This window comes from uncultured Devosia sp. (assembly GCF_913055165.1).
GTDB lineage: Bacteria > Pseudomonadota > Alphaproteobacteria > Rhizobiales > Devosiaceae > Devosia.
Window position 1 is genome coordinate 1 of sequence record NZ_CAJXJS010000043.1, and the last position, 23,989, is coordinate 23,989.

Sequence of the window (23,989 nt, forward strand, 5' to 3'; positions counted from 1 at the left end):
CCCCCTCACCCGCCGCTTCGCGTCGACCTCTCCCCCAAGGGAGAGGTGAAGCCTATTCCAGCGGCTTCAAGCCCGCTTCGATCTGGGCCCGGCGGCCTTCGAGGAAGGGCGGCAGGGCCAGGGTTTCGCCAAGCGACTCCATCGGCTCGTCGGCGGCAAAGCCGGGAACGTCGGTGGCAATTTCGAACAGGATGCCATTGGGCTCGCGGAAGTAGAGCGACGTGAAGTAGAAGCGTTCGACCTCACCCGAGGAGCGGATGCCGAAGCTGTTCACCCGTTTGATCCATTCGCGCAGGCTCTCCTGGTCCGGCGTGCGGAATGCCACGTGATGCACGCCACCGGCGCCGGGCCGTGCCTGGGGGAGGCTCGGATCGACAGACACATGCAGTTCGGCGGCCGGACCACCCGGACCCATCTCATAGACAAAGACCTCGCCATTGCGCTCGCGCGCCGGGTAGTGCCGCACCTGCCGCATGTTCATCACGCGCGTCAGCATGGCGTCGGTGGGTTCGAGGTTCGGCACCGACAGGATAATGGGCCCCAGGCCAATGATCTGCTTGTCGGCTGGCACGGGCGATTTGGCCCAGGGCACGACCTTGTTCTTGTCATCGACCACCAGACGGAAGCGCTGGCCCTCGAAATCCTCGAAATCGAGCGAGAGATGGCCGAACCGCTCCTTGATGGCGCTGGTGCCGACATTGCTGGTCTGCAAATGGTCCTTCCACCATTGCAAGGTCTCGGCGCTGTCCACGCGCAGGCCGGTGCGGCCCACCGTGTGATTGCCGCGCTGTTCGCGCATGGTGTTGAAATCGAAGAAGGTCAGGTCCGCCCCCGGCGAAGCAACGCCATCGCCATAGAACAGGTGATAGGCCGAGGTATCGTCCTGGTTCACCGTCTTCTTGATCAGGCGCATGCCCATTGTCTGGGTATAGAACTGTAGATTCTTCGGGGCGTCGGCGGTCACGGCGGTCAGGTGATGGATGCCGCCAAGTTCGAGAGTCATTGCAAGTCTCCTCGGGGCTTCATGGAAAGCCGCTGATTGATGAGAGATCGGCGCGGCCCGCGCCGCTGTTCGATCATCAATCTAGGGTAGGGCGACGCGCTTTCCTAGCGAACCAATGACAACGCACTGATGCGAAATATTGAACAAAACGGGGTCAGGCCATGACGGCTCGTTTGGCATTCCCGCTCGCTCCGGGGGCGCGGCGCTCCCCGGCCCATGCGTCCCACTACGCCATGGGACCCCGTGCGTACCCAAACTGGTGGGGTCGATCCGCTACGCGGCCATCTCTACGGCGGACTGGGCATTGGCGCACCATATGATCGCGGAACTGGAAAAGTCGGCACGCCCGCGCAGCAGTGCTTGACAGAGTGATCCGGCAAACCTTAGTAAGGCGCGCGTCGGCCAACCACCGACGGCCTCTTTGGGGCGGAGTAGCTCAGTTGGTTAGAGCAGAGGAATCATAATCCTTGTGTCGGGGGTTCAAATCCCTCCTCCGCTACCAGACCTCCCCGGACCTCATAGGGGAAATGAACCCCACCACTCCCTGAGCCGAACCGCGCCTGCGCCATGGTCTCGCGGCAAGGTCTGTACATTCGCGGGCACGCAGCCTCGAGCCGCAGCAACGCTTGTTGACGCAAGTCAACACCGAGCATCCTTGCATATGCTTTCCTTGATCGAATTGGAGGTCATCATGGAACGCATACACATCACCCAGCACACCTCGCTCGGAGCCTTGTGGTTCGTCGGCTGGCTGTTCACCATTGGCTACTTGCACCTCGATTTCTGGCGCGGTCTGCTCGGGATTATCGTCTGGCCCTACTTCCTGGGCGCACATTGGGCACCTTGAAGGCCTGGTGACGTCTCCGCCGGGCGTGTTCATGGCCACCGCCGCGTCGTCGCCTGCATGACGCATGCCGTCATGCGCTCCATCTGAACGGTCCAGTACAGCGCCCCCCGGCTGCCAAGCCGGGCGACGCGCAAATCCAGCCAGTGTCGCTATGCGGCCTTTGCGGAGGGCGCGCGTTCACGGTCCGAATGTGGAGCCGGTGTCGACCGATCAGCCAGGCTACGCACGAAGATGCCGAAACCAAAGGTCAACAACAGCAACGATATCAGCCAGCCCAGGAAAGGCAGCATGCCGATCAGCCCGGCCAGCACCACACCGACGGCCAGCGCGCCCAGGCGCTTCAGCCTTGTGTCGATCTTTACGAACGTCCGTCCTGCCCGCTGGGCCAGCAGATAAACTCCAGCAAGATAGGCCAGCACGCACAGGATGAACGCCCCAACGAAGACAAAGGGCAGCAGGATGATCCCGAGGATGGTCATGGCCGTCACCGGCACGAGGCCCAGGGTAGCCGCAAATCCCAACACTCCCAACCCGAGCGTCCGGAACGAACGATTGCTCGAACGCTCTTCGAACGTCGACACAGCCCGCGGTAGCAGCGCGATCACCAGCGCCCCGACGACGATCAGGGCCAGCCACCAGATGGCGACGGCCCAGACTGCAGGCCAAACCCCGCGCACGACATGCTCAGCTGTCTTGCCCGCCTCGCCGGCATAGTCGGCCGTCTGCAGGACCTCAAAGCTCACCTTGTCAGCTGGTGCCACAGAGGCTGGAACCTCGACTTCGGCCGGGGCATGGATGCGCACGGCGCCGGCAATCCGGGCCTCTGGACCGAACACGACCTTATTGCCGAAGAACTCGAAATCGCCCTCGACCACGGCGTTGAGGTTGAGGCTCTCGGCGGACACAAGCGCAGCCCCGGCAAGGGGCGCAGCAACGTTGACGCTGGCGCCACTGAGCCGCGCATTCCCCGCTATGGTGGCACCGGACTGGACGCTCACGCTATTGCCGAAGGCCGTGACATCGCCGCCGACCGGGCGATTGATGGTGACGGAAAAGCCTGCCGCGTAGAGGTCCCCCTGGACCGGCTGGTCGACTGTAACGTTGAATCCGGCCATGTGGGCATCACCGCCAACACTGCCGCCCAGGGTGGTATCAAACCCGGCTACAAAGGCATCGCGCGGCACCGCCTGACCGATCGAACTGGACTGGCCGGCGGCATAGCTGTCGCCGCCCAGAGTGAACCGTGCTTCCTGGGCCTGCGCGGGACCAAGGGCGATCAGACACATCAGCAATGCGAGGGCCAACTTGCTCATGACGGAACCTTTCGCTGTCAGAGGGCGGTGTAGCCGCCATCGACCAGGTGATAGCTGCCAGTGATGAAACCGGCAGCGGGCGAGAGTAGAAAAACGGTGAGTGCAGCGACTTCCTCGGCTGTCCCCAGGCGCGCCATGGGATGCAGGGTGCGGATATATGCAAGGGCGCTCTCATCGAGGTTCCGGGACAGCAATGGCGTGTCGATGAAACCCGGCCCGACCGCGTTGATGCGAATGCCCTGGGTCGCGTATTCCGCCGCCGCGGTCTTGGTGAGCCCAACAACGCCGTGCTTTGCCGCCACATAGGCCGGGGCATTGGCGAAAGCGACGCTCCCCAGGATCGAGGCCATATTGACAATGGCCCCGCCGCCGGAGGCCAGGATGGCGGGTATTTCGTAGCGTAGACCGTAAAAGACACTGTTGAGGTTCGTGTCGATAACCTTGGCCCAGCCATCCAGTGGATAGGCGCCGGTCGGTGCCGAAGGTCCGCCGATGCCGGCATTGTTGACGGCAAAATGAAGGCCGCCAAAGTGCCGTCGGGTCCGGTCCACGACTGCCTCGACCTCTGAAGCGATCGAAACGTCCACAACGGACATTTCTGCCTTGCCGCCTGCCTTGTTGATCAGCTCGGCCACATCCTGCGCACCGTCGCGGTCGAGATCGGCAACCATGACGCTGGCGCCCAAGCCACCCAGCTGTCGCGCAATTGCCTTGCCAATGCCCGAAGCACCCCCGGTCACGAGGGCAACCTTGCCTTCAAAGTCCTCTGCCACGTCGGCCTCCATTTTTGCTGGCAGTCTGGCTCGGAACGCGAACTAACGCCTTGATCGGGGTCAATTGACTTGTCGAACAGCGGCGCGTCACGCTCAGCTTTGCCCGCGCCTATTGCGTGGAAAACCGACCGCCAGTGGCGGAGCCGGTTCGTATCCGGTGAACGGCAAGTCAAACACCTGCCACAGCTCGGGCAAATCGCCCCGGGATGGCACCTTCAGTATGCGCATGGCCTCGTCCATGGCCCGTGCCAGGCCGTCGGGCGCGTCCGCTGTGTCGAGCAGCAAGCTGGGCACGTTCTGGCGGCGCTTCAACAGCCCATTGAGCGCCGCGCTGGGCACAGGCGCGTTGAGCGGCAAGCCGATTTCGAGCGTAACCGTGCTGCGGTGTCGGTTTCGGAAATAGACAAATATCTGCAAAGGCTTGGCGCGTTTTCGCGGTGCACGCCCATCCAGCAGTTCCTCTAGACCGTCCTTGACGGCGGCGCTGATAGAGGCGGGTTCCAGCGATGCATAGCGGGTGACCACGAGTATCGAGTGGGTCGACCGGCGCGTTCGCTTGGTGCGGGCGGTTTGGGTCTGCGTGTCCAAGACATGCTTTACGGGATTAAAGTCCATTGGGGCCCTCTGGGAGTGGTTCTTGCAGACCATGCGATGATTGATCCCGCCGCAATTTGACGGCGGTCAAACCCGGAGCAGAGGAGTGGTGCCAAGCTGACGCTCAATGCCAACACAGTTTGGCACCTGCTGCACAGAAGGATGGATCATGATCAAGGACATCGTCGTTCACCTGACCGGATCGAAAGAGGACCAGCACAGGCTGGACTATGCGGAAACCTTGGCCAGTGCTTTTGACGCACATCTGACGGGCCTGCTTGTGCATGTCGAACCCGAGATCGTGGCCATGCCGGAGGCCCATTATGCCGAGGTGCTGCAAAACCTGATCCTGGAAGCGCAGGAAACGACCGACAAGCGGAAGGCCGAACTCAGCAAGCGCTTCGCAGCCATGGGCGTCCTCAATGATCTCAGGGTAGTGTCGGGCCAGCGTCAAGGGGTGGGCGAAGAACTGGCGGCCGAGACACGCACCGCCGATCTGTTCATTGGCACGCGCCCCTATGGCGATCCGGGGAGTGAGCACCGCGTCGAGGAAGGCGTGCTGTTCAGCTCTGGCCGTCCATGCCTGCTGCTGCCCCCGGGATATTCGTCACCGGCGCGCTTCGACACCATTCTGGTCGGCTGGAAAAACACGCGAGAGAGCGCCCGCGCCGTTCGCGACGCCATCCCTTTCCTCAAGCGGGCAAAACGCGTGGTGGTAGCGGTGGCGACCGGCGAGGCTGATGAGGAACGCCGCATTTCCTCGGGTGCCGATATTGGCCGGTATCTCAGCCGGCATGGTATCCAGGCAGAGGTCAAGGAACTACCCGGCTGGCATTCGGCACAGGACGCATTGCTTGCTGAAGCGAACGCCACCGGTGCGCAATTGGTCGTGGCTGGGGCCTATGGTCACTCTCGCTTGCAGGAACGCCTGCTTGGCGGCGTAACGCGCGCCCTGCTGGAGCACTTCGACCTGCCCGTCCTGGTGTCCCGGTAAAGGGGACAAATTGTCCACCAACCGTATCCGCTCTATGATCGCCGCGGAAACTCCCGGGGCGATCATGAACGATCGTGACAAGGTCATGGAAGGGCTGCGCGCTTATACCTGCGCGAGCGGGCTGGTTCTGCTGGCCTGGCTGACTCAGGTCGTGCTCAACCACATGTTCGATGTGGTGCTGGTCGCAACCGTGTTCGTACCGGCTGTGCTGGGAGCGGCAGTCTTCGGGGGTGCCGGACCCGGGCTGTTCGCGACCGTCCTGGCGACCCCTGTCGTCTACTACCTACTGTCCGATAGCTCCTCCACAGAAGCGCTCCCGGCCAATGCCGGCTTGTTTGCCCTCATTGGGTTCAGTTTGGCCTGGGGCGGCGGAGAACTCCACGCGGCTTGGAAACGGGAAAAGCGAACCGCTCATTTCCTTGTCGAACGGAGCATGGAACTGGAGATCCTGCTCGATACCGTGCTCGACGCGGCGATCGTGATCGAAGACGGTGGCCGGATCCGGAGGATCAATCCGGCAGCCCAGAGACAGTTCGGTTATGAACCCAGGGAAGTCATCGGCAGAAACGTCTCCATGCTCATGCCGGAACCCTATAGAAGTCGGCACGACGATTACCTGTCTCGCTACCTGAAAACCGGTGAGAAACGGATTATTGGCACCGACAGAGTTGTCGTGGGGGCCCGCAAGGACGGCACGACCTTTCCCATGAAGCTGGCCGTGGGAGAAATGGTGCTGAACGACCGGCGCCATTTTATTGGCTTCGTCCGAGATCTGACGGCCATTGAGGACACGGCCGCGCGCCTGCAGCAGACCCAGAACGAAGTTGCGCGACTGAGCCGATACAACGAGCTGGGCGAAATGGCCTCTACATTGGCCCATGAACTCAACCAGCCATTGACCGCAGTGGCGAACTACGTGCAGGGCGCCCAGCGCATGCTGGCCGAGGAAACCGACCCCAAGCTGGCGCAATTGCGTTCAGCTTTGCAGGAAACCGCCAGTCAGACATTGCGCGCCGGCAACATCATTCGCCATCTGCGCGAATTCGTAACCCGGGGCGAGGCGGAAATGGAGCCTTCCGACGTCAATACGCTGGTGGAGGAAGCCAGCGCACTGGCACTTGCCGGGAGCCGCCAGAGTGGCGTTCGCACCTATTTCGAGCTGACCGAAACACCTACCGTCCTGGCCAACCGCATCCAGATCCAGCAGGTGCTGCTGAACCTGATCCGCAACGCCATGGAAGCCATGCGGGAGAGCGACACCAAGATACTGATAGTTCGGACGTCTTGTGCGGAAAACCTGGTCTCCGTCGAAGTGTCTGATACCGGCCCCGGCATACCCGCTGACGTCGAGGCGAGGCTGTTCCAGCCCTTCGTCACAGGCAAACCCGGCGGCATGGGCATTGGCCTTTCGATCTCGCGCCGCATCATCCAGGCGCATGGCGGCACGATTTCTGTTGCATCGCGACCCACTGGGGGCACAGTATTCACTTTTACTCTTCCGGTTCTCGAGGAGGCGCCGGATGAACAATGACGTTGTTATTCATATCGTAGATGACGAGCTTGCTGTCCGGCAATCGCTGGCCTTTCTGATATCGGCTGCGGGCTACGCAGCGCGCGTGCATGACTCAGCCGCCGCTTTTCTCGAAGGTTGCCCCTACCCCTTGGGGCATTGCCTGATTACCGATCTGCGGATGCCGGAACTTGACGGGATCGGCCTGCTGCGGCGCATGAAATCCTGTGGCCCGCCGCTGCCGACAATCGTCATTACCGGCCACGGCGATGTGCCAATGGCGGTGGCAGCCATGAAAGAAGGCGCTCTCGACTTCATCGAGAAACCCTTCGAGGACACTGTTCTGCTTGAGGCAATTGAACGGGTGATCGGCGATTCAAGCCGAATTTGGGACCAGAGCCGGGAGCACGAGACAGTCGTGGAACGTCTCAACAGCCTGAGCGACAGAGAGCGTCAGGTTCTGGCAGGCATCGTCGCGGGCAAGGCAAACAAGACCATCGCCCACGAACACGATCTCAGCCCAAGAACGGTGGAAGTGTATCGAGCCAATGTCATGGCCAAGATGCAATCCAAGACCTTGCCCGAACTGGTTCGCATGGCCATAGCGGCCGACATTCCCATTGACGACTGAGCCCCGCCGCGGGGCCGCGCACGTCACTGTCTCTCGGCCCCTCGCGCGACTACCTAGGGATTCTACTAGGTTGCGGACCTGAATATTAAACTTTGCGGCAAGCTGGAATCAATTCTCCCAACAGAACAGGGAGAGCGAGATGACCCTAGAAGCCCAAAGTCAAACAGCCGGAACCTGGCCGGTCGCATTCCGGCCCTATCAAACCAATCAACATCAGAGCGCTCTGTCAGTCTATCGCGCCAATAGCGAGATTTTCGGCCAGGGCGAGCCGTCAGGGGCGCTGTACCGTGTCGAGTTCGGCTGCGTGCGGATCGGCAGGGTAACCGCTGACGGACGCCGCCAATTGTGCGGGTTCAGCTTCGCCGGCGAAGTTTTCGGCTGGGAGAGCGATGAGGAGCACCGCTTCTTCGCCGAGGCCGTGGGTGAAACCGGCGTCCGTGTGCTGCGTCCGGGCCGCGATGCCGAAGCTTCACAGAAGCTGCTCTCTTTGGTGCTGACAAGCATGCGACGCATTCAGGAGCACCTGCTGGCCTTGGGTGGCACAAAGGTTGACGAACGCTTCGCCGATTTCCTCTGCGAGATGGCCGAACGGCAGGGCGACGACTGCCTCGTACGCCTGCCTATGCCGCGCAGCGATATCGGGGACTATCTGGGAGTGAGTTTCGAAACGGTGTCGCGCATTCTGCGCCGCCTCAAGGAGCGGGGCATTATCCGCATCCCGGACACGCATTCGGTCCAAATCCTTGACTACGAGAGCCTGCTGGAGATCAGCCGCCGCAAGTTGAGTTAAGGATTTGACGGTCGTCAATGTGCCTATCCGGCACCTTTTCTAGGGTCCATCGGGGCTTCTGACGCCTTCGAGCAGGAGACAGGAAATGAATGACAAAGGACTAAGAGAACTCATTGAGGAAGAGCTGGACTTCGAGCCCAGCATCGATGCGGCCGACATCGGGGTGGCCGTTGAGAACGGCATCGTGACGCTGTCTGGGCACGTGCCCAGCTATGCGCAGAAGACCAAGATTGAAGAGATCGTGGGCCGGATCAAGGGTGTACGCGGCTATGCCGAAGAAATCGAAGTGCGCTTTCCGGGCGAAAAATACACTGCCGATGATGTTTTGGCTGCCCGGGCCGCCGATCTCATCAAATGGAACGCCTTCGTGCCGGCCGACACGGTCAAGGTAAAGGTGCAGAAGGGTTACATGACCCTGACCGGAACTGTTGAGTGGCAGTATCAGAAGGACAGCGCCTATCGTGCCGTCGCCGAGATGGATGGGCTGGTTGGTGTCTATAACCGGATCGAGCTGCGCCCGCGGGTCACGGCCGCCGACGTCAAGTCTCGTATCGAGAACGCACTCAAACGCAATGCCGAACTCGAGGCCGAAGCGATCAAGGTGAACGTGGTGGACGGCAAGGTGACGCTCGAGGGCAGGATCAAATCCTGGTCGGAACGCGGCATCGCGGAACGGGCTGCCTGGGCAGCGCCCGGTGTGCGGCAAGTGGAAGATCATCTGCGCATTACCTGATGCAAGGCGCAATGCCGGAGCGCGATGCAGCGCTCCGGTGCAAGCGCTGTCGCCTTGAGGCTCCTGGGGAGGCAATGACGATGAACTCACAATGGCACGAGGACAACCCTGTCCCGATCTATCCCAAGTCGGCAGTTCTCGGCTGGCATCTGAGGCATGAAGCCGTGTGCTCATGCCGACCCACGCCCGAAGCGGTCCTGCGGGATTTGGACCAGCTTGGCATCATTACCCCGGGCAGGGTCGATCGCATGCCAGTTCCGAGAGAAACCCGGCATCGGCCCGGTATCCATCCGCAGTTCCCGCATGTCCTGATCGTCAATGGGCCCGTTCGTTGATCACAGCCGAAGGCAGGCTTTGGCTGGTTCAGAGGCGGGAACATCCTCGAAGGTAAATCCAAACTTTCGGCAAAGTGCCAGCATGGCCAAATTGTCGCGTAGGATCACCCCGAAGAGTTCGTCGATACCTTGCGCCCGGGCGTAGTCGATCAGCCGGCTCAATAGACCTGCGCCCAGCCCGTTGCCCTGCAAGTCACTACGCACCAGCAGGCCGAACTCGGCGCGCCGGTGGTCCGGGTCAGCAGCATAGCGCGCAATGCCAGCCAGATCCCCACCCGGACTGGCGAGTGCCACAAAGGCAATGTCGCGGTCATAGTCGAGCTGGGTCAGGCGCACCAGGGTCTCGTGTGACAATCCGGGCAGCGAGGTCAGGAATCTCTGCCGCAGGTCATCCTGCGTGACATGCGCCAGAAAATCGGGATAGAGCGCCGCGTCGACCGGGCGGATCGGGCGGATTTGATAGTCGCGGCCATTGGCGTTGAGGTTTGTGCTCCAGCCGGACGGGTAAGGCCTGATGACGAGCGCCGGATTGGGCGCGGCAATCGCCTTGCGGGTCGGGTCCAGTTCAATACGCGCGTCCAGGGCCATGACCCCGGTCTCGTCCGCAATCAGCGGGTTGATATCGAGCGCTTTGATCCGCGGGTGATCGATCAGCAACTGCGAGACAGACTTGAGCACCTTTATCAGGCTACGCCTGTCGGCCGGGGCCCGGTCGCGATAGCCGGCCAGTAGGCGGCTGATCCGCGTCCGCCCGATCATATCGTCGGCCAGGACGTCGTCCACGGGCAGCAATTCCATTGTGGTGTCATGCAGCACTTCCACTGCGGTGCCACCTGCCCCAAACATCAGAACCGGTCCGAAGACCGGATCAGTGGCGACCCCGACCAGCAGCTCCTGGGCTTTGGGTCGATGAATCATCTGCTGGACCGCAAAACCTTCCAGCTGGCGCTCGAGCTTCTTTTCCTCCAGCCGTTCAACAATAGCTTTGGCGGCCTCCCCTGCTTCGGACACACTGGCAATATCGAGGACGACGCCACCAATGTCGGATTTATGGGTCAGCGTCCCCGATACCATTTTGACCGCGACCTTGCCGCCCGTGCGGAGCAAGTCTTCGGCAGCAACCCGAACCGCCGCGATGTCGGTGGCCAGGATTGTCCGCGGCACGGCGATGCCATAGGCGGCCAGGACCGCCTTGGCCTCCGGCTCGGTCAGCATGGAACGTCCAGCATCCATCGCAGCGTCGAGCACCTGCTCGGCGGCAGCTCTGTCGACGTGAAGGGTTTCGAATGTCTCCGGCACGCGCTGCAATTGGGTGCCCAACTGCCGCCAGCGCATCAGCAGATTGAGGCCCTCCGCTGCTTTCCTTGGTGTATCGAGACTGGCTATGCCGGCGGCATTGAGAGCCTGGCGCGCCGGGGTGGCGGCGTATTCTCCCAACCAGGTGGCGAGCACTGGCTTGCCATTGAGGTGCCCCTTGTCCGTGATGGCCGCCAGCGCCTGGGCGGCCGCCAGCGGTTCGGCCAGCGCAGTCGGACAATTCATCACCAGAAGCGCATCGACATTGGCATCGGCGGCCACCATTCGAACCGCCTCGACATAGCGTTCGGGCGGCGCGTCGCCGATGATGTCGACCGGATTGGCGCGCGACCAGGTCGGCGGCAGGACCTTGTCCAACGCCGCCAGAGTGTCTGGCGACAGATCCGCCAGCCGGCAATCATGGTCGAGCAGGTGATCGACCGCGAGTACACCAGCGCCGCCGCCATTGGTGATGATGGCCACGCGGGCGCTCTCCAGCGGCTTGAAGCGTGCGGTGATCTCGGCCGCCGAGAACAGGTCTTCAAGGTCGTTCACGCGGATAATGCCGGCGCGCCGCAAGGCGGCGTCAACAACGGCATCGGCTCCGGCCAGGGCGCCGGTATGGGTCTGGGCAGCGCGGGCCGCCTCTGCATGCCGGCCCGGCTTGACCGCGATAACAGGTTTGATCCGCGCCGCCGCTCGCGCTGCGGACATGAATTTGCGCCCATCCGGAATGGACTCGAGATACATCAGGATGGCCGTGCTGTCCGGATCGAGAGCCAGCATGTTGAGGCAGTCACCCACATCCACATCGGCCATGTCCCCGAGAGAAACAATCTGTGAAAATCCGACACCCTCGGCTTCGGCCCAGTCGATGACGGACGAGACGATGGCGCCGGATTGGGACAGGAGGGCAAGTGAGCCGGGCCGCGCATGCAGGTGGGAGAAACTGGCGTTCAGCCCCAGGCGGGGCGCGAGGATGCCAATGGTATTCGGCCCAATGATCCGCAATCCGTGACATCCCGCCGCCTCCAGCATCCGTTGCCTGAGATCGTCCTTGTCGCCCAGACCGGCAGTGATGATGACGGCAGCGTGCCCACCCGCCTGACCGATCTCGTCGACTATCGCCGGTATGGTGGCCGGTGGCGTCGCGATGATGCAGAGATCGGGGACAGTTGGCAGGTCCCTGACACTGGAAAAGCATGGTCGACCCGACAGGATCCGGTATTTCGGGTTTACCGCATAGACTTCGCCCTCAAAACGGCCAGACAGAATATTGGACAAGACCAGCGTGCCAAGACTCCCCCGGCGCTCCGAGGCACCGATCAAGGCGACAGAGCGGGGGGCGAAGGCGCGATCCAAATGGCGAATTGTCATCTCGAATGCGTTCCCTGGGCGAACCGACTCCGCGTTCTAGAGACAAACAGCACCCCCGCATTGACCTATCGCAAAGCGCAGCGAGTATGCTCGTCGCCAGAGGTCGACTGCTATCGAGTGGGCGTTTCACGTCCCGGCAGCCGTGAGGCGGAGTATTAGCCCGGCTCTAGCCGAAGCGAAGCTTGTCTTCCACCTCGTGAACGCCGGGCACCGCCCAAGCGGCCTCCTCGGCAAGACGGCGTTCGTTCCACGCCGTGACCGTCCCGGTCAGCGTAACCCGGCCATTGGCGACCTCGACCTGGATATGCCGGGCCGCCAATTCGGCGCTGCGCTTGAGTGCGCCTTCAATACGCCTCTTGACGTCGGCCGAATGGGCGCCGCCAACTATTCTGATAAGATTGGAAATGCCCGTTACGCCAGAAAGCTTGCGCACCGAGTTCTCGGCCATCTGCTTCTGGTAGTACCATTCCACCTCGCCAGACAGCTTGACCCAGCCCCCGCTGACCGTCACCTGCAGGGCTCCAGCCGGCAATTGCACGTTCCAGGCGAGGATATCGAGTGCCCGCTTGGCGATCTGGTCATCGGCGAGTTTCTTGTCTTCGGGGTAACGAATCTCGATCTCCTGAGCAACGCCCTGGACGCCGCGCACCCGTTTGACGGCCTTTTCCGCAGCGATCATCTCGGCATAGCTGCTGACATGACCGGTGAGAGTGACAACCCCGCCGGTCACCGCCACGCCGATATTGGAGGAGTCGATCGAGGGCTCGAAATCCAGTTCATCTGTGATCATCTGGCGCAGCTCTTTGTCGTCCATCGTCTTCTCCATGCGGCAGACATTCCGTGGTTCAAGATGCCATTTTGGCCGCCGCGTGTATTGACCGCCGTCAAGTCTGGATCGTTCGCACTGCTGGCTTCACCCGGCATGTCAGAGATCCGCATGATCCCGGGTGTTGGAAGCCTTGACGACCGTCAAAATACACCGTCGCCCTCCGAACTAGACTTGCGCAGGTCCAAGCTTTGGAAGGAGCGGAGCCATGAAAGTAGAGCAGGCCATGCACAAGGGGGCCAGTTGCGTCTCGCCGGATGCCCCGATTGGCGAGATTGCAGCGCTGATGAAGAAAGACGATATCGGTGCGGTCCCTGTCTGCGAAAATGATCGTCTTGTGGGCATGATCACTGATCGGGACCTCGCCATGAGACTATTGCCGAACGGCACCGACCCCAAGCGGCAGACAGCCCGCAATGTCATGACCGCCGGGATTATCTATTGCCGCACCGATCAGTCCGTGGAAGACGCCATCCACCTGATGGAGGACAAGAAAGTCAGGCGTCTCCCCGTCATCGACGACAAAAAGCGGCTGGTCGGCATGCTGTCCCTGTCCGACATTTCCCACCACGCGAGCCGCGAACTGTCTGGCGAACTGGTTCAGGCGGTGGCCATGCCGCACGCCTGAGTGCGGGGGCGATGGACGATTGCCGGATTGTCCATCGCCTGCAACTGCTCTCACGCATGGGGGCTCAGCAACCTGTTGATGGAACCCCCGCCGTGGACACGCAAGATCGCCGACGCGATGAGCGGACCAACGGACAAAATATCCAGTCGCTGCGCCTGCTCGGAGGGCAGAGTGAAGGGCGCGACACTATCGGACACCACGAGCCCATCCAGCTTGTCATCCGCGAATAGGCCGCCTGCCCCTGGATTGAACAGGCCATGCGTCGCCACGGCGAAGACGCGCGCCGCGCCATGCTCGCGGCAGGCCTGGGCCGCGCGCAAGATGGTACCGCCTGTGGCAATGATGTCATCGACGATAAAGACATCGGCGCCCTCAACATCCCCTGCGAAGAGTGTGCCGGTGAGCACATCGTTGCTCCGGTGCTTTTCCATCATGGCCGCACCGATGTCGCGACCGGCAGCCTCCACCAACGCTTCCCGCACAAGATTGGCGCGGTGCATGCCCCCACTGTCCGGTGAGGCAATGACAATAGGGTGTTGAGCGAGGGCGCCGATGCGCTGCGCGAACAGATGGTGAGCATTCAGGTGCACGGTCTGACAGCGGAAGGCGTTCTGAAACGCTGCGGGATTGTGAACTTCCATAGTCATCACCATGGCAGTGCCGGCCGCTTCGAAAAGCGATGCCACATACCGGCTCGTCACGGGATCACGCGCCTTGGTCTGTCGCTCCTTGCGCATAAACGGCAGGTAGGGCGTGACGGCCGTCACCCGCGCCGCACCATTCTCCTTGCAGGTGGCGATGAAAAAGAGCAACCGCATGAGCAAATCACCTGGCGCCCTGCCGGCATGCCCATGCAGTGGAGCGATCACATAGACGTCCTGGTTGCGAACACTGACCAGTGGACGTGACTTGTGCTCACCGTCGCCGAAATCGCGCTCTTCGACAGGATCGACCTCAAAACCGCCGCTGCTGGCCACGGACTCCGCCAACACGCCCACACCGCCCAAAGAAAAGAATCGCATCGCATGCTCTCCAACGTGGCAGGCTCATCAACCTGCGGCCTGATCGCACTCCGCCTCGGCCAGAGCCAGATAGGCACGGGTATCGCCAGGCCATCGGGCGGGCTCTGTTGGATGCTCATCGAGCAGGTGCGCCAGTGATATTCTGGCCCTCAGGACTGCGCGGATCGCGCCATAGGTCGCGATCAGACGCTGGTCCGGACGGTGACCGATCATTTCCTGGAGCGTATCGAGCAGGATTGGCCGCACCAGGGCCGCCCCCAGCAATTCACATTCAAGACCGAGATAGTTCAACTCGTCATACGGGTCGATCAGACGCAGTCTTGGGTCGAACTCCAGACAATCGAAAATCTGCGGTGGATCGGTCAGGCAGACGTGCTCGGGCCGCAGATCGGCATGCCCTTCCAAGATGTAGCCATTTTCGATCCTGGACTCGATGGCCGGCGTCCACCTGCTCAACAATGCCTGAGTCCGCCCCAGGACATGCTTTACCCAATCGGGGCTGACAGCGATCCTTGGGCGTAGCAAAACGTCCCGCGCGATTTCGATCTCTTCCAGCAGGCGCGTCGTATAGTGCTGGCCGGCAATGCGCTGTGGCTCAGCGGACCGATAGAAATGTCCCAGACGCCGCGCCACCGCCACAACGTCGGTGACCTGCAACCCACCACGTCCAATGACAGTGTCGAGCATTCTGTCGGCAGGCAGGCGGCGCATTTCGACCAGATGATCGACGATCTCGCCCGTGCCAGCCAATGACAGCCTGCCATTCGCGTCAAGCCGCAGGGGAATGGTCCCGAGATAGACGTCATCGGTGAACCGCTGGTTGAGCCGTACCTCCTCGGCACAGAAGTGACGGCGCCTTTCCAGCGTGGTGAAGTCCAATGGTGGGTAGAGAACTGGCTTCTTCAGCTTGAAAACACGATCCGCGGTCAGGAACACCCATGACATGTGGGTTTCCTTGCTGAGGACATTGGCGGGCGGACCGGGATAGGCATCAGGGCTGGAGAGAAACGCAACCTTGCGCGCAAGTGAAACCTCGTCGGAGACGCGCCCGACCTCTGCTTTGACGCCCTGGGCCGTCATTTCAGGCTGCGCGGGGTGGGAACCAGGAGGCCCCGCTCGTCCATGGCCTTGAGAACACTAGGGGGGATTGGCCGGCATCCACACTCAGCCGCATGCGCCAGATGCCACTCGATGCGCTCGTCCATCGGGGCGTTTGGCGGCATCTTGTGTTCCTCGTGCCATCGTTTGTTGATGGCTTGTACCTCCGATTTCATAGTGATCCCTCGGCTTGCAGGGGCTCCCGCCGTCCAGTCATGGCGCACGTCCGCAGTTGTCGCTTTGGCCTCCACGGGCTGCATGGTGATCAATAGAACTTCGGCCCATTGTCAGGGTCTGACCTTGACCATGATCAATCCACCCATCGATACCAGACCGCAGACTTGTCGCGACGCGCGTTCAGCGACGCGACGTGGCATCCCTCTTTGGCGGGTCCGCCAGGCATCCGGCCGACCAGGCGCTGGCCTCGAACCAGCTCACCCCCCTGGCTCGGATCGCTTGTCTGGCTCACCTGCCGGCTCAAATTGGTCCAGAATGCTGGTGACATCCGCGTCGGACAATTGGCGGAAATCCGAATAGAAAGCGCCGACACCACCAAACACCTGGTGCATTTCGAGGCACACTACGTCGTCGGTCTCCTGGTCGAGTTCGGCGATCGTTTCGGTCTGCCCCACTGGCACGGCAAGAACCAGGCGGCGAGGTTTTCTCCGCCGCAAGGCCCGCAAGGCGGCACGCATGGTTGCACCGGTCGCGACGCCATCATCGACCACAATGACGGTCTTTCCTTCGACCTGGGACGGCGGCCTGCCACCGAGATACTGGGCCCGGCGCCTGTTGATTTCCGCAATTTCATCGCGCTTGATGCGCTCGAACTCCGCCTCGGAAACCCGCGCCTGGGCGATAACCCCCTCGTTTCGGACGACGACGGGATCGGGATCGTCGACAACAGCACCCGCCGCCAGTTCCGCATGACCGGGAACACCGATCTTGCGCACCAGCAGCAGATCCAGAGGCGCGCCAAGGGCCTTCGCCACCTCGGCGGCAACGGGCACACCGCCGCGCGGCAGCGCCAAAACGACGACATCGTCCCCACGATACCGGGAAAGGGCCGCCGCCAAATTGCGCCCCGCTTCTGAGCGATCATGAAAGCTCATTCGCCGATCCCTTGGTCTTGCCGCCTTAATCTCGGCTGGGGCCAGGAACGCTTAACACCTTCTGGCCCCGAACCCAGGATCATGCGGCTTTAACGGTGATCTTCTGCTCGGGCTTCTGCGCCTCTGCGGTCTTGGGAAGAGTAACAGTCAGCACGCCCTTGTTGAAGCGCGCCTCGATTTTATCGGCCTCCACGCCGTCGGGCAGCGCAAAGGTCCGCTCGAATGCGCCGAACTGGCGCTCGCGCAGATAGTAGTCGCCAGACTTCTCTTCCTTCTCGTCCTGCTTCTCGCCCTTGATGGCAATATTGCCGTTGCGCAGCACAACCTCGATGCTCTTCTCGTCCAGCCCCGGCAGTTCGGCGGTGATTTCGAAGGCCTTTTCCCGCTCGACGATGTCAACGGCCGGTGTCGACCAGTCAAACGTGCGCGAGAGAACCGAGGGCAAGGCCGCAGGCGCGGCACGAAGAGGGCGCATCCAATCCGTGCGGTAGAAGTCGTCGAAAAGTCGATCCACCTCATGGCGGAGCGCCTCGAAGGGGCGCCAACCTGCCTGGTCAGTTCGTGTGGGCGTTGAGCCTTCCTTGCGAATGGGAAGCTTCGTTGTCGTATCGGCCATGTTTCAATCCTCCAATTGCGGATGATCGACACGATATGCGGGCGCGCCAGGCGCCAACTTGACGATCGTCAAAGCTGCAACAATTCGAAGGCGACGATCCTGGTATTTCCACCCCAGAACCTGCACCAGCGCTGGCGGGCAATTGGCTGAAACGGCTCAGCTTTCTTAACCTGTTGTAAGTTTCCCCTTAGGGGTATCTTAAGCTCACTGTCCTACTCTCAGGCTCATATGGTCAGGTTTGAGTAGAGAGTAAAATGACCGTACAGATGCGTCCTCGCGTGAAGTACGTTATTGGCCCCGATGGCAGTCCGCTGACGATTGCGGACCTCCCACCCGCCAATACGAGACGGTGGGTTATCCGCCGCAAGGCAGAAGTGGTCGCCGCTGTTCGCGGTGGCCTGCTCAGCCTCGAAGAGGCGTGTGAGCGTTATACGCTCAGCGTCGATGAGTTTCTGAACTGGCAGGCCGCCATCGACAAGCATGGCCTTGCCGGACTCCGGACAACCTGGATTCAGCACTATAGAGAAGGCTGACGCCTTTTCGCGCTGATCTCAGAAAACCCCAACCAAAACCCGCCGGTTCATCCCGGCGGGTTTTGTTTTCTGCTATGGCGTGGCGTCGGTGAGCCACTCAGCCGCCGTCGGACGGTTCTTCATCCGCTCGTAATAGGCCTGGCAGGCCTGCATGGGTGGGTGATCAAAAGGGATCGCAAACCAGCGGTGCAGACCCAGCGTGATCGCAATATCGGCCAGGCTGAAGCGATTGCCCACGACGAAATCGCCGCTTTTGGCCAGATGCGCCTCAATGATATTCATCTTGCCCGTCCAGGCCTCGATATTGTCGGCAACCTTTTGCGGATCGTCGAAGCCCGGCGCCTTGCGGATGATCGACATCAACGGATAGGCCCAATTGGAGCCCATCTCGTTGTTCTGCCAGAGCACCCATTGCATGACGAGCCCCTGCTGCCGCGCCTCCTCGGGCACGAGGTCGCCCCCGGCCTTGCGGTTGAGATAGAGCATGATGGCGATGCTCTCCCAGAGCACGAAGTCGTCCTCGACCAGTACCGGCACCTTCGCGTTGGGGTTGAGCGCCATGAACTCGGGCACTTTCGGATCGCGATTGGGCAGGCCCCAATCCTCATGCGCGTAGTCTAGGCCCAACTCGCGCGCCGCCCACATGGCCTTGCGCACATTGATGGACGTCACACGCCCCAGAATCCGCAGCATTCCATTTACCTCCGCTTAACCTGACCCGGCAGTTCTTGCCCAAAATCGCAAGCTGCAACAGCTGGTTAATACATTGTTTACCATCCACTAGGTAATTTTTGCCCATCGGTTGTGGGGGCTCCATCGACCGCCTTGAAACAGACAGAGTCGCGGCGTGGAAAGTCTGAACAATCTCATCAACCGGATCGGCCTCCCGCGTATCGCGGCCATGGCCCTGGTGGCCGTGTTGATGCTGGGCTTTTTCGGCTTCCTGATCATGCGCAGCCAGTCGCCGAACCTGGCGCCGCTCTATTCGGGCCTCAGCCTCGAAGATTCCTCGGCCATCGTCACCGAGCTGCAAACCCTCAATATCCCGTACGAATTGCGGGGCGAAGGCGACACCATCCTGATCCCGCGCGACCAGATTACAACTATGCGCATGACGCTGGCCGGCGAAGGTCTGCCGACGCGCGGCCAGGTGGGCTATGAGATATTCGATCAGCAGTCGACCCTGGGCGCCACCAGCTTCGTACAGAACATCAACAACGTCCGTGCGCTGGAGGGCGAACTTGCGCGCACCATCGGTTCACTCAATCGAATCACCGGCGCGCGCGTCCACCTGGTGCTGCCCGAGCGCGAATTGTTCCGGCGCGAACGCAAGGACCCTTCCGCGTCGATTGTTCTGACCACGCGCGGAGAGCTGTCTACCGGAGAAATCCGTGCCATCCAGCATCTGGTGGCTTCGGCCATCGAGGGATTGACGCCCAGCCGCGTTTCCATTGTCGATGACCAGGGCAACCTCCTGGCGTCAGGCACTGGTGAGGATGTCGCGGGCGTGATGACGGCACAGAATGACGAACGCACGCTCGGCTTCGAGAACCGCATGCGGACGCGGGTCGAAGACATGCTGGCCAACATCGTCGGCGCCGGACGGGCCCGCGTCGAAGTTGCCGCCGAGCTTGACTTCAACCGCTCCACCACAACCCAGGAACTGTTCGACCCCGAAAGCCAGGTGGTGCGTTCCACCCAGACGCGTGAGAGCGAGAACCTGTCCGGTGGCAATAACGGCCAGGTGACGGTCGCCAACGAACTGCCTGGCGCCAGCCAGAACAACGGCGCCGCCGGAGTGACCGAACAGGGCACCTCGACCGAGGAGGTCATCAACTACGAAATCTCCAAGACTACGCAGACCGACGTGACCGAAGCCGGTTCGATCAAGCGCCTTTCAGTGGCCGTGGTGGTCGATGGCACCTATGCCGACGATGGTGCCGGCAACATGACCTATACCCCGCGCTCCGCCGATGAAGTTGCACAGATCCTCACGCTCGTTCGCTCCGCAGTCGGTTATTCGGCGGAACGTGGCGACACCGTGGAGGTGGTCAACATGCAGTTCGCCGAACGGCCCGACCTGGCGCCGCTAGGCACCGAGGCCGAAGCGGGGCTGCTTGATTTCACCCGTGACGACATCATGAACGGCGCCGAGATGGCCGTGACGCTGCTCATCGCTCTGGCCCTGGTCTTCTTCGTCATGCGGCCGCTGCTGAAGAAGGCGCTGACCCCGGAGACCCAGCCCCTCGCCCTGCCGCACGCTGCGGAACTTGGCCATCACGGCGTCCTGGGGGCCAATGGACAGGTGGTACCCGAAATCGAAGAAACGCCCCGCGACAAGACACCGGCCTGGGTGGCCAGCGCAAAGTCGATGGGCGAAACCCAGCTCCAGACCCTCAAGACGGTCGGCACGTTGGTCGAAGAAAATCCAAAGCAGGCCGCGCTGATCGTGCGCGACTGGCTCGGTAACGCGGCGTAGCAGCAATGGCCTTGGTATCCCAATCCACCGAAGACAAGAACGCTCCCGCCGCAATGCCGGCGACCGCCGGCGCACAATTGCAGGTGGGCGGCGAGCATCGTGTTCTCAAGGGCGACGAGAAGGCCGCAGCGCTCTTGCTGGCCCTCGGCCCCGACTACGGCAAGCCCATCTTCGACGAACTGGATGAACTCGAGGTCAAGCAGCTCTCCCGCGCCATGGTCCGCCTCGGGCCCATCACCCAGGAAATGCTCGATGACCTGATGATCGAGTTTGTGACGACGATTTCCTCGAACGGCTCTCTCTCGGGCAATACCGACTCGACCGAACGCCTGCTCCTCAGCTTCCTGCCGCAGGACAAGGTGGACGCGATCATGGAAGAAATCCGTGGTCCGGCCGGCCGCAATATGTGGGAAAAGCTCTCCAATGTGCAGGCCGACGTTCTGGCCGCCTATCTCAAGAACGAATATCCCCAAACCATCGCTGTGGTTCTCTCCAAGATCGCGACCGAGCACGCGTCCAAAGTGCTCGCCGTGCTGCCAGAGGAACTGGCCATGGACGTGGTTCAGCGCATGCTTGGCCTCGACCCGGTGCAGAAGGAAATTCTCGAGAAGATCGAGATGACCCTGCGCACCGAGTTCATGTCGACACTCAACCATACCAAGCGCCGCGACAGCCACGAACAGATGGCCGAGATTTTCAACGCCTTCGATCGCCAGACTGAAGCCCGCTTCATCACCAATCTCGAAGAAATGAACCGCGACGATGCCGAGCGCATCAAGCAGCTCATGTTCACCTTCGAGGATCTGGCCAAGCTCGACATGTCGGCTATCCAGACCCTGCTGTCCAAGCTCGACAAGCGCGACCTGGCCCTGGCCCTCAAGGGCGCCAACGACCAGGTCAAGGAAAGCTTCTTCAACAACATGTCCAGCCGCGCCGCCAAGTTGCTGCAGGACGACATGCAGGGCATGGGCCCGGTCCGCCTCAAGGATGTGGACGAAGCCCAGACCCGCATGGTGGCCACTGCCAAGGACCTCGCCGCCAAGGGCGAAATCCTGATCATGAAGTCCAAAGCCGACGATCAGATGATTGCGTGACGCCATGGCTCAACCCGCACGTTTCACCTTCGATCTTGATCTGGAACCTCCCAGCTCCAGCAGGCGCGCATCCACGCCGTCAGTGCCGACGATCCCCGAGGATGTGGTGGCCCAGCTCATCGCCAATGCGCGCGAGGAGGCCTATGCGGAGGGGCTCAAGGCCGGCGAGCAGAATGCCGCATCCATGGCGGCCCAGACCATCGCCGCTGCCGCCGGCACTCTTGCCACCCAGACGGCCAGCTCGGCCCGCGCACTTGACGCCGCATGCGCCGAACACCACCAGCAGGCCGTCGAACTGGCTCTCAGCATCGGCCGCAAGTTGGCGCTGCACCTGGTGGCGCGCTTCCCGCTGGCTGAACTCGAGGCGCTGGTCGCAGAATGCCTGCCCAGCCTCAATGGCGTGCCGCACCTGGTTATCCGGTGCCATCCAGATCTCGCCGATGCCATTCGCGACACGGCCACTGCCCAGATGTCCCATTCCGGCTTCACCGGACGTCTGGTGGTGATGGGCGACCCCGACATCCGCATTGGCGACGGCCGGCTGGAGTGGGTGGATGGCGGGCTGGTCCGGGACATCGCCGACACTGCCAGGCAGATCGACCGGCAGATCGCCACCTATCTTGCGGCTCGCACACGCGGCCAAAGCACGGAGAACGGCTCATGACCGATCCTCAGGACGACATCACGGCATCCGAAGGTTTCAATCTCGACGAGATGGAGGCCCCCGAGCGCGCTGGTCGCGGCGAGGCCCATATGGAACGTTCCGCGGCCGATCTGGAGGCCGTATTCGATGTGCCGGTCCGCGTCTCGGTAGTGCTCGGTCGCACCAAGATGCCGGTATCCAATCTTCTCAAGCTCGATACCGGCACGGTGATCGAGCTGGACAGGCAGGTTGGCGAGGCGGTGGAAATCTTCATCAACGAGCGTCTGGTGGCGCGTGGTGAGATCGTTCTGGTCGAAGATCGGCTCGGCGTCACCATGACCGAAATCATCAAGCCGCAATAGGAGACCACGATCATGCGACTGCTCATTATCGGGGCCCTGGAAGGTCAGCTCTCAACAGCCACAAAGATGGCCATGGATGGCGGCGCCAAGGTGGCGCATGCCCCCTCCATCGAAATCGCGCTGGCGTCGCTCCGCGCTGGCAAGGGCGCCGACCTTTTGCTTGTCGACGTGATGATGGACATTGCCGGGCTGATTGCCGGGCTCGAGTCCGAGCGCATCGCCATTCCGGTGGTCGCCTGCGGCGTCGAGACCAATGCGGCGGCGGCGGTCAACGCCATTCGTGCTGGCGCCAAGGAATATATCCCCCTGCCCCCCGATGCCGAGCTGATCGCTGCCGTCATTGCTGCCGTTGCGCGGGAAAGTTCAGATTTCCTCTATCGCGACCCGGCCATGGAGCGTGTCGTCCGGATGGCCGAGCAGATCGCCGGCTCAGAGGCCTCCATTCTCATCACCGGCGAAAGCGGCACCGGCAAGGAAGTCGTCGCCAAATATGTGCATGCGCGCTCCAAGCGAGCCCATCGCCCCTTCATCTCTGTCAACTGCGCCGCCATCCCCGAAGCGCTGCTTGAAAGCGAATTGTTCGGGCATGAAAAAGGGGCGTTCACCGGCGCCATCGCCCGCCGCATCGGCAAATTCGAGGAAGCCTCGGGCGGCACACTGCTGCTCGACGAAATCTCCGAAATGGATGTGCGCCTCCAGGCCAAGCTTCTGCGTGCCATTCAGGAGCGTGTCATCGACCGCGTCGGCGGCACCAAGCCGGTGCCGGTCGATATCCGTATCCTCGCAACCTCAAACCGCAACCTCAACGAAGCAGTACGCGAAGGCAGCTTCCGCGAAGACCTGCTGTTCCGCCTCAATGTGGTCAATCTCAAGCTGCCGGCGCTACGCGACCGGCCGGGCGATATCATCGCGCTCTCCGAGCATTTCGTTGCCAAATATGCCAAGGCCAACGGCCTGCCCCCCCGCGCCCTTTCGCCTGAAGCCCGCGATGCCCTCGTCAAGGCCCCCTGGCCCGGCAATGTGCGCGAACTGGAAAACACCCTGCACCGCGCCGTGCTGCTGTCTTCAGGCGACACCATCGGCCCCGACGCGATCGTCCTGCCCGATGGCATGGGCCTCTCCGAAGCCGCGCGCGCGGCCTCCCCTGCTGCTCAACTGGCACAAACCGCGGAAGCCATGAACCGCGCCCTGGTGGGGCGCACGGTGGCCGATGTCGAGCGCGATCTCATTCTCGACACCCTCGACCACACGCTGGGCAACCGCACCCACGCCGCCAACATCCTGGGCATTTCGATCCGCACGCTGAGAAACAAGCTCAACCAATATGCCGATGAGGGCGTCCACGTGCCCGAGCCGGGTGAGAAGCGGGGCGCGGCGTAA

Annotated in this window: 25 protein-coding genes and 1 tRNA gene; 15 read left to right on the forward strand and 11 right to left on the reverse strand. The window is 61.9% G+C overall.

Going from position 1 to position 23,989, the window contains the following annotated elements; all coding sequences use genetic code 11:
• Positions 1 to 52: 52 nt before the first annotated feature.
• The gene (locus QZ564_RS13510) at positions 53 to 1,003 is read right to left on the reverse strand and encodes a ring-cleaving dioxygenase (RefSeq protein ID WP_297110803.1); all 951 of its coding nucleotides are present in this window, start codon (positions 1,001 to 1,003) and stop codon (positions 53 to 55) included.
• Positions 1,004 to 1,428: 425 nt separating this feature from the next.
• On the opposite strand from QZ564_RS13510, the gene QZ564_RS13515 reads away from it, so the two are divergent.
• Both QZ564_RS13515 and QZ564_RS13520 read left to right on the forward strand, forming a co-directional pair.
• Positions 1,429 to 1,505, forward strand: a tRNA-Met gene (locus QZ564_RS13515).
• A gap of 189 nt (positions 1,506 to 1,694) precedes the next feature.
• A complete protein-coding gene (locus QZ564_RS13520) occupies positions 1,695 to 1,850 on the forward strand; it encodes a hypothetical protein (RefSeq protein ID WP_297110806.1) in 156 nt (51 codons plus the stop codon).
• A 149-nt stretch (positions 1,851 to 1,999) separates the two neighbouring features.
• On the opposite strand, the gene QZ564_RS13525 is transcribed toward QZ564_RS13520, so the two are convergent.
• The 3 genes from QZ564_RS13525 to QZ564_RS13535 form a co-directional block, all read right to left on the reverse strand.
• Positions 2,000 to 3,163, reverse strand: coding sequence for a hypothetical protein (locus QZ564_RS13525; protein WP_297110809.1), 1,164 nt, complete (start codon positions 3,161 to 3,163; stop codon positions 2,000 to 2,002).
• 17 nt (positions 3,164 to 3,180) lie between these two features.
• Positions 3,181 to 3,936 carry an SDR family oxidoreductase gene (locus QZ564_RS13530; protein ID WP_297110812.1) on the reverse strand — a complete coding sequence of 252 codons (756 nt, stop codon included), beginning with the start codon at positions 3,934 to 3,936 and terminating at the stop codon, positions 3,181 to 3,183.
• 93 nt (positions 3,937 to 4,029) lie between these two features.
• The gene (locus QZ564_RS13535; protein ID WP_297110815.1) at positions 4,030 to 4,551 is read right to left on the reverse strand and encodes a hypothetical protein; all 522 of its coding nucleotides are present in this window, start codon (positions 4,549 to 4,551) and stop codon (positions 4,030 to 4,032) included.
• 148 nt (positions 4,552 to 4,699) lie between these two features.
• Here QZ564_RS13535 and QZ564_RS13540 point away from each other — a divergent pair, with 148 nt between their 5' ends.
• From QZ564_RS13540 to QZ564_RS13565, 6 genes are all read left to right on the forward strand, one after another.
• Entirely contained in the window at positions 4,700 to 5,524 is an 825-nt protein-coding gene (locus QZ564_RS13540) for a universal stress protein (protein WP_297110819.1), read from the forward strand.
• 64 nt (positions 5,525 to 5,588) lie between these two features.
• On the forward strand, positions 5,589 to 7,055 hold the full coding sequence (locus QZ564_RS13545) for a PAS domain-containing sensor histidine kinase (protein WP_297110821.1): 1,467 nt from the start codon (positions 5,589 to 5,591) through the stop codon (positions 7,053 to 7,055).
• Complete coding sequence (fixJ, locus tag QZ564_RS13550) at positions 7,045 to 7,665, forward strand: response regulator FixJ (protein WP_297110824.1); 621 nt, start codon at positions 7,045 to 7,047, stop codon at positions 7,663 to 7,665. The genes QZ564_RS13545 and fixJ overlap by 11 nt, the downstream gene beginning before the upstream one ends.
• 139 nt (positions 7,666 to 7,804) lie before the next feature.
• On the forward strand, positions 7,805 to 8,455 hold the full coding sequence (locus tag QZ564_RS13555; protein ID WP_297110828.1) for a helix-turn-helix domain-containing protein: 651 nt from the start codon (positions 7,805 to 7,807) through the stop codon (positions 8,453 to 8,455).
• A gap of 85 nt (positions 8,456 to 8,540) precedes the next feature.
• Positions 8,541 to 9,188 (forward strand): BON domain-containing protein, encoded by a 648-nt coding sequence (locus QZ564_RS13560; protein WP_297110832.1) that lies wholly within the window; start codon positions 8,541 to 8,543, stop codon positions 9,186 to 9,188.
• Between the two features lie 80 nt (positions 9,189 to 9,268).
• Positions 9,269 to 9,523, forward strand: a complete 255-nt coding sequence (locus tag QZ564_RS13565; protein WP_297110835.1) for a hypothetical protein — start codon at positions 9,269 to 9,271, stop codon at positions 9,521 to 9,523.
• On the opposite strand, the gene QZ564_RS13570 is transcribed toward QZ564_RS13565, so the two are convergent.
• Together QZ564_RS13570 and QZ564_RS13575 are read right to left on the reverse strand one after the other, a co-directional pair.
• Positions 9,524 to 12,196 carry a bifunctional acetate--CoA ligase family protein/GNAT family N-acetyltransferase gene (locus QZ564_RS13570; RefSeq protein WP_297110838.1) on the reverse strand — a complete coding sequence of 891 codons (2,673 nt, stop codon included), beginning with the start codon at positions 12,194 to 12,196 and terminating at the stop codon, positions 9,524 to 9,526.
• Positions 12,197 to 12,362: 166 nt separating this feature from the next.
• Positions 12,363 to 13,010, reverse strand: a complete 648-nt coding sequence (locus QZ564_RS13575) for a BON domain-containing protein (protein ID WP_297110841.1) — start codon at positions 13,008 to 13,010, stop codon at positions 12,363 to 12,365.
• 220 nt (positions 13,011 to 13,230) lie between these two features.
• Here QZ564_RS13575 and QZ564_RS13580 point away from each other — a divergent pair, with 220 nt between their 5' ends.
• Positions 13,231 to 13,650 carry a CBS domain-containing protein gene (locus QZ564_RS13580; protein ID WP_297110844.1) on the forward strand — a complete coding sequence of 140 codons (420 nt, stop codon included), beginning with the start codon at positions 13,231 to 13,233 and terminating at the stop codon, positions 13,648 to 13,650.
• A 50-nt stretch (positions 13,651 to 13,700) separates the two neighbouring features.
• On the opposite strand, the gene prs is transcribed toward QZ564_RS13580, so the two are convergent.
• The 4 genes from prs to QZ564_RS13600 form a co-directional block, all read right to left on the reverse strand.
• The gene (gene prs, locus QZ564_RS13585) at positions 13,701 to 14,672 is read right to left on the reverse strand and encodes a ribose-phosphate diphosphokinase (RefSeq protein WP_297110846.1); all 972 of its coding nucleotides are present in this window, start codon (positions 14,670 to 14,672) and stop codon (positions 13,701 to 13,703) included.
• A gap of 27 nt (positions 14,673 to 14,699) precedes the next feature.
• On the reverse strand, positions 14,700 to 15,752 hold the full coding sequence (locus tag QZ564_RS13590; protein WP_297110849.1) for a hypothetical protein: 1,053 nt from the start codon (positions 15,750 to 15,752) through the stop codon (positions 14,700 to 14,702).
• A 452-nt stretch (positions 15,753 to 16,204) separates the two neighbouring features.
• A complete protein-coding gene (locus tag QZ564_RS13595) occupies positions 16,205 to 16,882 on the reverse strand; it encodes a phosphoribosyltransferase family protein (protein WP_297110852.1) in 678 nt (225 codons plus the stop codon).
• 79 nt (positions 16,883 to 16,961) lie between these two features.
• A complete protein-coding gene (locus tag QZ564_RS13600) occupies positions 16,962 to 17,498 on the reverse strand; it encodes an Hsp20/alpha crystallin family protein (protein WP_297110856.1) in 537 nt (178 codons plus the stop codon).
• Between the two features lie 254 nt (positions 17,499 to 17,752).
• Between QZ564_RS13600 and QZ564_RS13605 the strand changes: the two genes are divergently transcribed.
• Positions 17,753 to 18,031 (forward strand): DUF1153 domain-containing protein, encoded by a 279-nt coding sequence (locus QZ564_RS13605; protein ID WP_035085775.1) that lies wholly within the window; start codon positions 17,753 to 17,755, stop codon positions 18,029 to 18,031.
• Between the two features lie 72 nt (positions 18,032 to 18,103).
• On the opposite strand, the gene QZ564_RS13610 is transcribed toward QZ564_RS13605, so the two are convergent.
• The gene (locus QZ564_RS13610; RefSeq protein ID WP_297110860.1) at positions 18,104 to 18,724 is read right to left on the reverse strand and encodes a glutathione S-transferase family protein; all 621 of its coding nucleotides are present in this window, start codon (positions 18,722 to 18,724) and stop codon (positions 18,104 to 18,106) included.
• Between the two features lie 154 nt (positions 18,725 to 18,878).
• Between QZ564_RS13610 and fliF the strand changes: the two genes are divergently transcribed.
• Genes fliF through QZ564_RS13635 form a run of 5 tightly spaced genes read left to right on the forward strand, consistent with a single transcriptional unit; the run spans position 18,879 to position 23,989 of the window.
• Positions 18,879 to 20,510: a flagellar basal-body MS-ring/collar protein FliF gene (gene fliF / locus QZ564_RS13615; RefSeq protein WP_297110863.1), complete on the forward strand. Its 1,632-nt coding sequence runs from the start codon at positions 18,879 to 18,881 to the stop codon at positions 20,508 to 20,510.
• Between the two features lie 53 nt (positions 20,511 to 20,563).
• Positions 20,564 to 21,604, forward strand: a complete 1,041-nt coding sequence (gene fliG / locus QZ564_RS13620; RefSeq protein ID WP_297110899.1) for a flagellar motor switch protein FliG — start codon at positions 20,564 to 20,566, stop codon at positions 21,602 to 21,604.
• Between the two features lie 4 nt (positions 21,605 to 21,608).
• On the forward strand, positions 21,609 to 22,268 hold the full coding sequence (locus QZ564_RS13625; protein WP_297110866.1) for a FliH/SctL family protein: 660 nt from the start codon (positions 21,609 to 21,611) through the stop codon (positions 22,266 to 22,268).
• A gap of 50 nt (positions 22,269 to 22,318) precedes the next feature.
• On the forward strand, positions 22,319 to 22,609 hold the full coding sequence (gene fliN, locus QZ564_RS13630) for a flagellar motor switch protein FliN (protein WP_297110902.1): 291 nt from the start codon (positions 22,319 to 22,321) through the stop codon (positions 22,607 to 22,609).
• A gap of 12 nt (positions 22,610 to 22,621) precedes the next feature.
• Positions 22,622 to 23,989 (forward strand): sigma-54 dependent transcriptional regulator, encoded by a 1,368-nt coding sequence (locus tag QZ564_RS13635; protein ID WP_297110869.1) that lies wholly within the window; start codon positions 22,622 to 22,624, stop codon positions 23,987 to 23,989.

Excerpts from the sequence above, each read along its gene's own strand:
- QZ564_RS13625 (WP_297110866.1), top strand. The coding sequence starts at position 21,609 with ATGGCTCAACCCGCACGTTTCACCTTCGATCTTGATCTGGAACCTCCC.
- QZ564_RS13575 (WP_297110841.1), bottom strand. The coding sequence starts at position 13,010 with ATGGACGACAAAGAGCTGCGCCAGATGATCACAGATGAACTGGATTTC.
- fliG (WP_297110899.1), top strand. The coding sequence starts at position 20,564 with ATGCCGGCGACCGCCGGCGCACAATTGCAGGTGGGCGGCGAGCATCGT.
- QZ564_RS13605 (WP_035085775.1), top strand. The coding sequence starts at position 17,753 with ATGACCGTACAGATGCGTCCTCGCGTGAAGTACGTTATTGGCCCCGAT.
- QZ564_RS13535 (WP_297110815.1), bottom strand. The coding sequence starts at position 4,551 with ATGGACTTTAATCCCGTAAAGCATGTCTTGGACACGCAGACCCAAACC.
- QZ564_RS13570 (WP_297110838.1), bottom strand. The coding sequence starts at position 12,196 with ATGACAATTCGCCATTTGGATCGCGCCTTCGCCCCCCGCTCTGTCGCC.
- QZ564_RS13590 (WP_297110849.1), bottom strand. The coding sequence starts at position 15,752 with ATGACGGCCCAGGGCGTCAAAGCAGAGGTCGGGCGCGTCTCCGACGAG.
- QZ564_RS13565 (WP_297110835.1), top strand. The coding sequence starts at position 9,269 with ATGAACTCACAATGGCACGAGGACAACCCTGTCCCGATCTATCCCAAG.
- QZ564_RS13510 (WP_297110803.1), bottom strand. The coding sequence starts at position 1,003 with ATGACTCTCGAACTTGGCGGCATCCATCACCTGACCGCCGTGACCGCC.
- QZ564_RS13545 (WP_297110821.1), top strand. The coding sequence starts at position 5,589 with ATGAACGATCGTGACAAGGTCATGGAAGGGCTGCGCGCTTATACCTGC.
- QZ564_RS13600 (WP_297110856.1), bottom strand. The coding sequence starts at position 17,498 with ATGGCCGATACGACAACGAAGCTTCCCATTCGCAAGGAAGGCTCAACG.
- fixJ (WP_297110824.1), top strand. The coding sequence starts at position 7,045 with ATGAACAATGACGTTGTTATTCATATCGTAGATGACGAGCTTGCTGTC.
- QZ564_RS13595 (WP_297110852.1), bottom strand. The coding sequence starts at position 16,882 with ATGAGCTTTCATGATCGCTCAGAAGCGGGGCGCAATTTGGCGGCGGCC.
- QZ564_RS13610 (WP_297110860.1), bottom strand. The coding sequence starts at position 18,724 with ATGCTGCGGATTCTGGGGCGTGTGACGTCCATCAATGTGCGCAAGGCC.
- prs (WP_297110846.1), bottom strand. The coding sequence starts at position 14,672 with ATGCGATTCTTTTCTTTGGGCGGTGTGGGCGTGTTGGCGGAGTCCGTG.
- QZ564_RS13635 (WP_297110869.1), top strand. The coding sequence starts at position 22,622 with ATGCGACTGCTCATTATCGGGGCCCTGGAAGGTCAGCTCTCAACAGCC.
- QZ564_RS13555 (WP_297110828.1), top strand. The coding sequence starts at position 7,805 with ATGACCCTAGAAGCCCAAAGTCAAACAGCCGGAACCTGGCCGGTCGCA.
- fliN (WP_297110902.1), top strand. The coding sequence starts at position 22,319 with ATGGAGGCCCCCGAGCGCGCTGGTCGCGGCGAGGCCCATATGGAACGT.
- QZ564_RS13520 (WP_297110806.1), top strand. The coding sequence starts at position 1,695 with ATGGAACGCATACACATCACCCAGCACACCTCGCTCGGAGCCTTGTGG.
- QZ564_RS13560 (WP_297110832.1), top strand. The coding sequence starts at position 8,541 with ATGAATGACAAAGGACTAAGAGAACTCATTGAGGAAGAGCTGGACTTC.
- QZ564_RS13580 (WP_297110844.1), top strand. The coding sequence starts at position 13,231 with ATGAAAGTAGAGCAGGCCATGCACAAGGGGGCCAGTTGCGTCTCGCCG.
- QZ564_RS13525 (WP_297110809.1), bottom strand. The coding sequence starts at position 3,163 with ATGAGCAAGTTGGCCCTCGCATTGCTGATGTGTCTGATCGCCCTTGGT.
- QZ564_RS13540 (WP_297110819.1), top strand. The coding sequence starts at position 4,700 with ATGATCAAGGACATCGTCGTTCACCTGACCGGATCGAAAGAGGACCAG.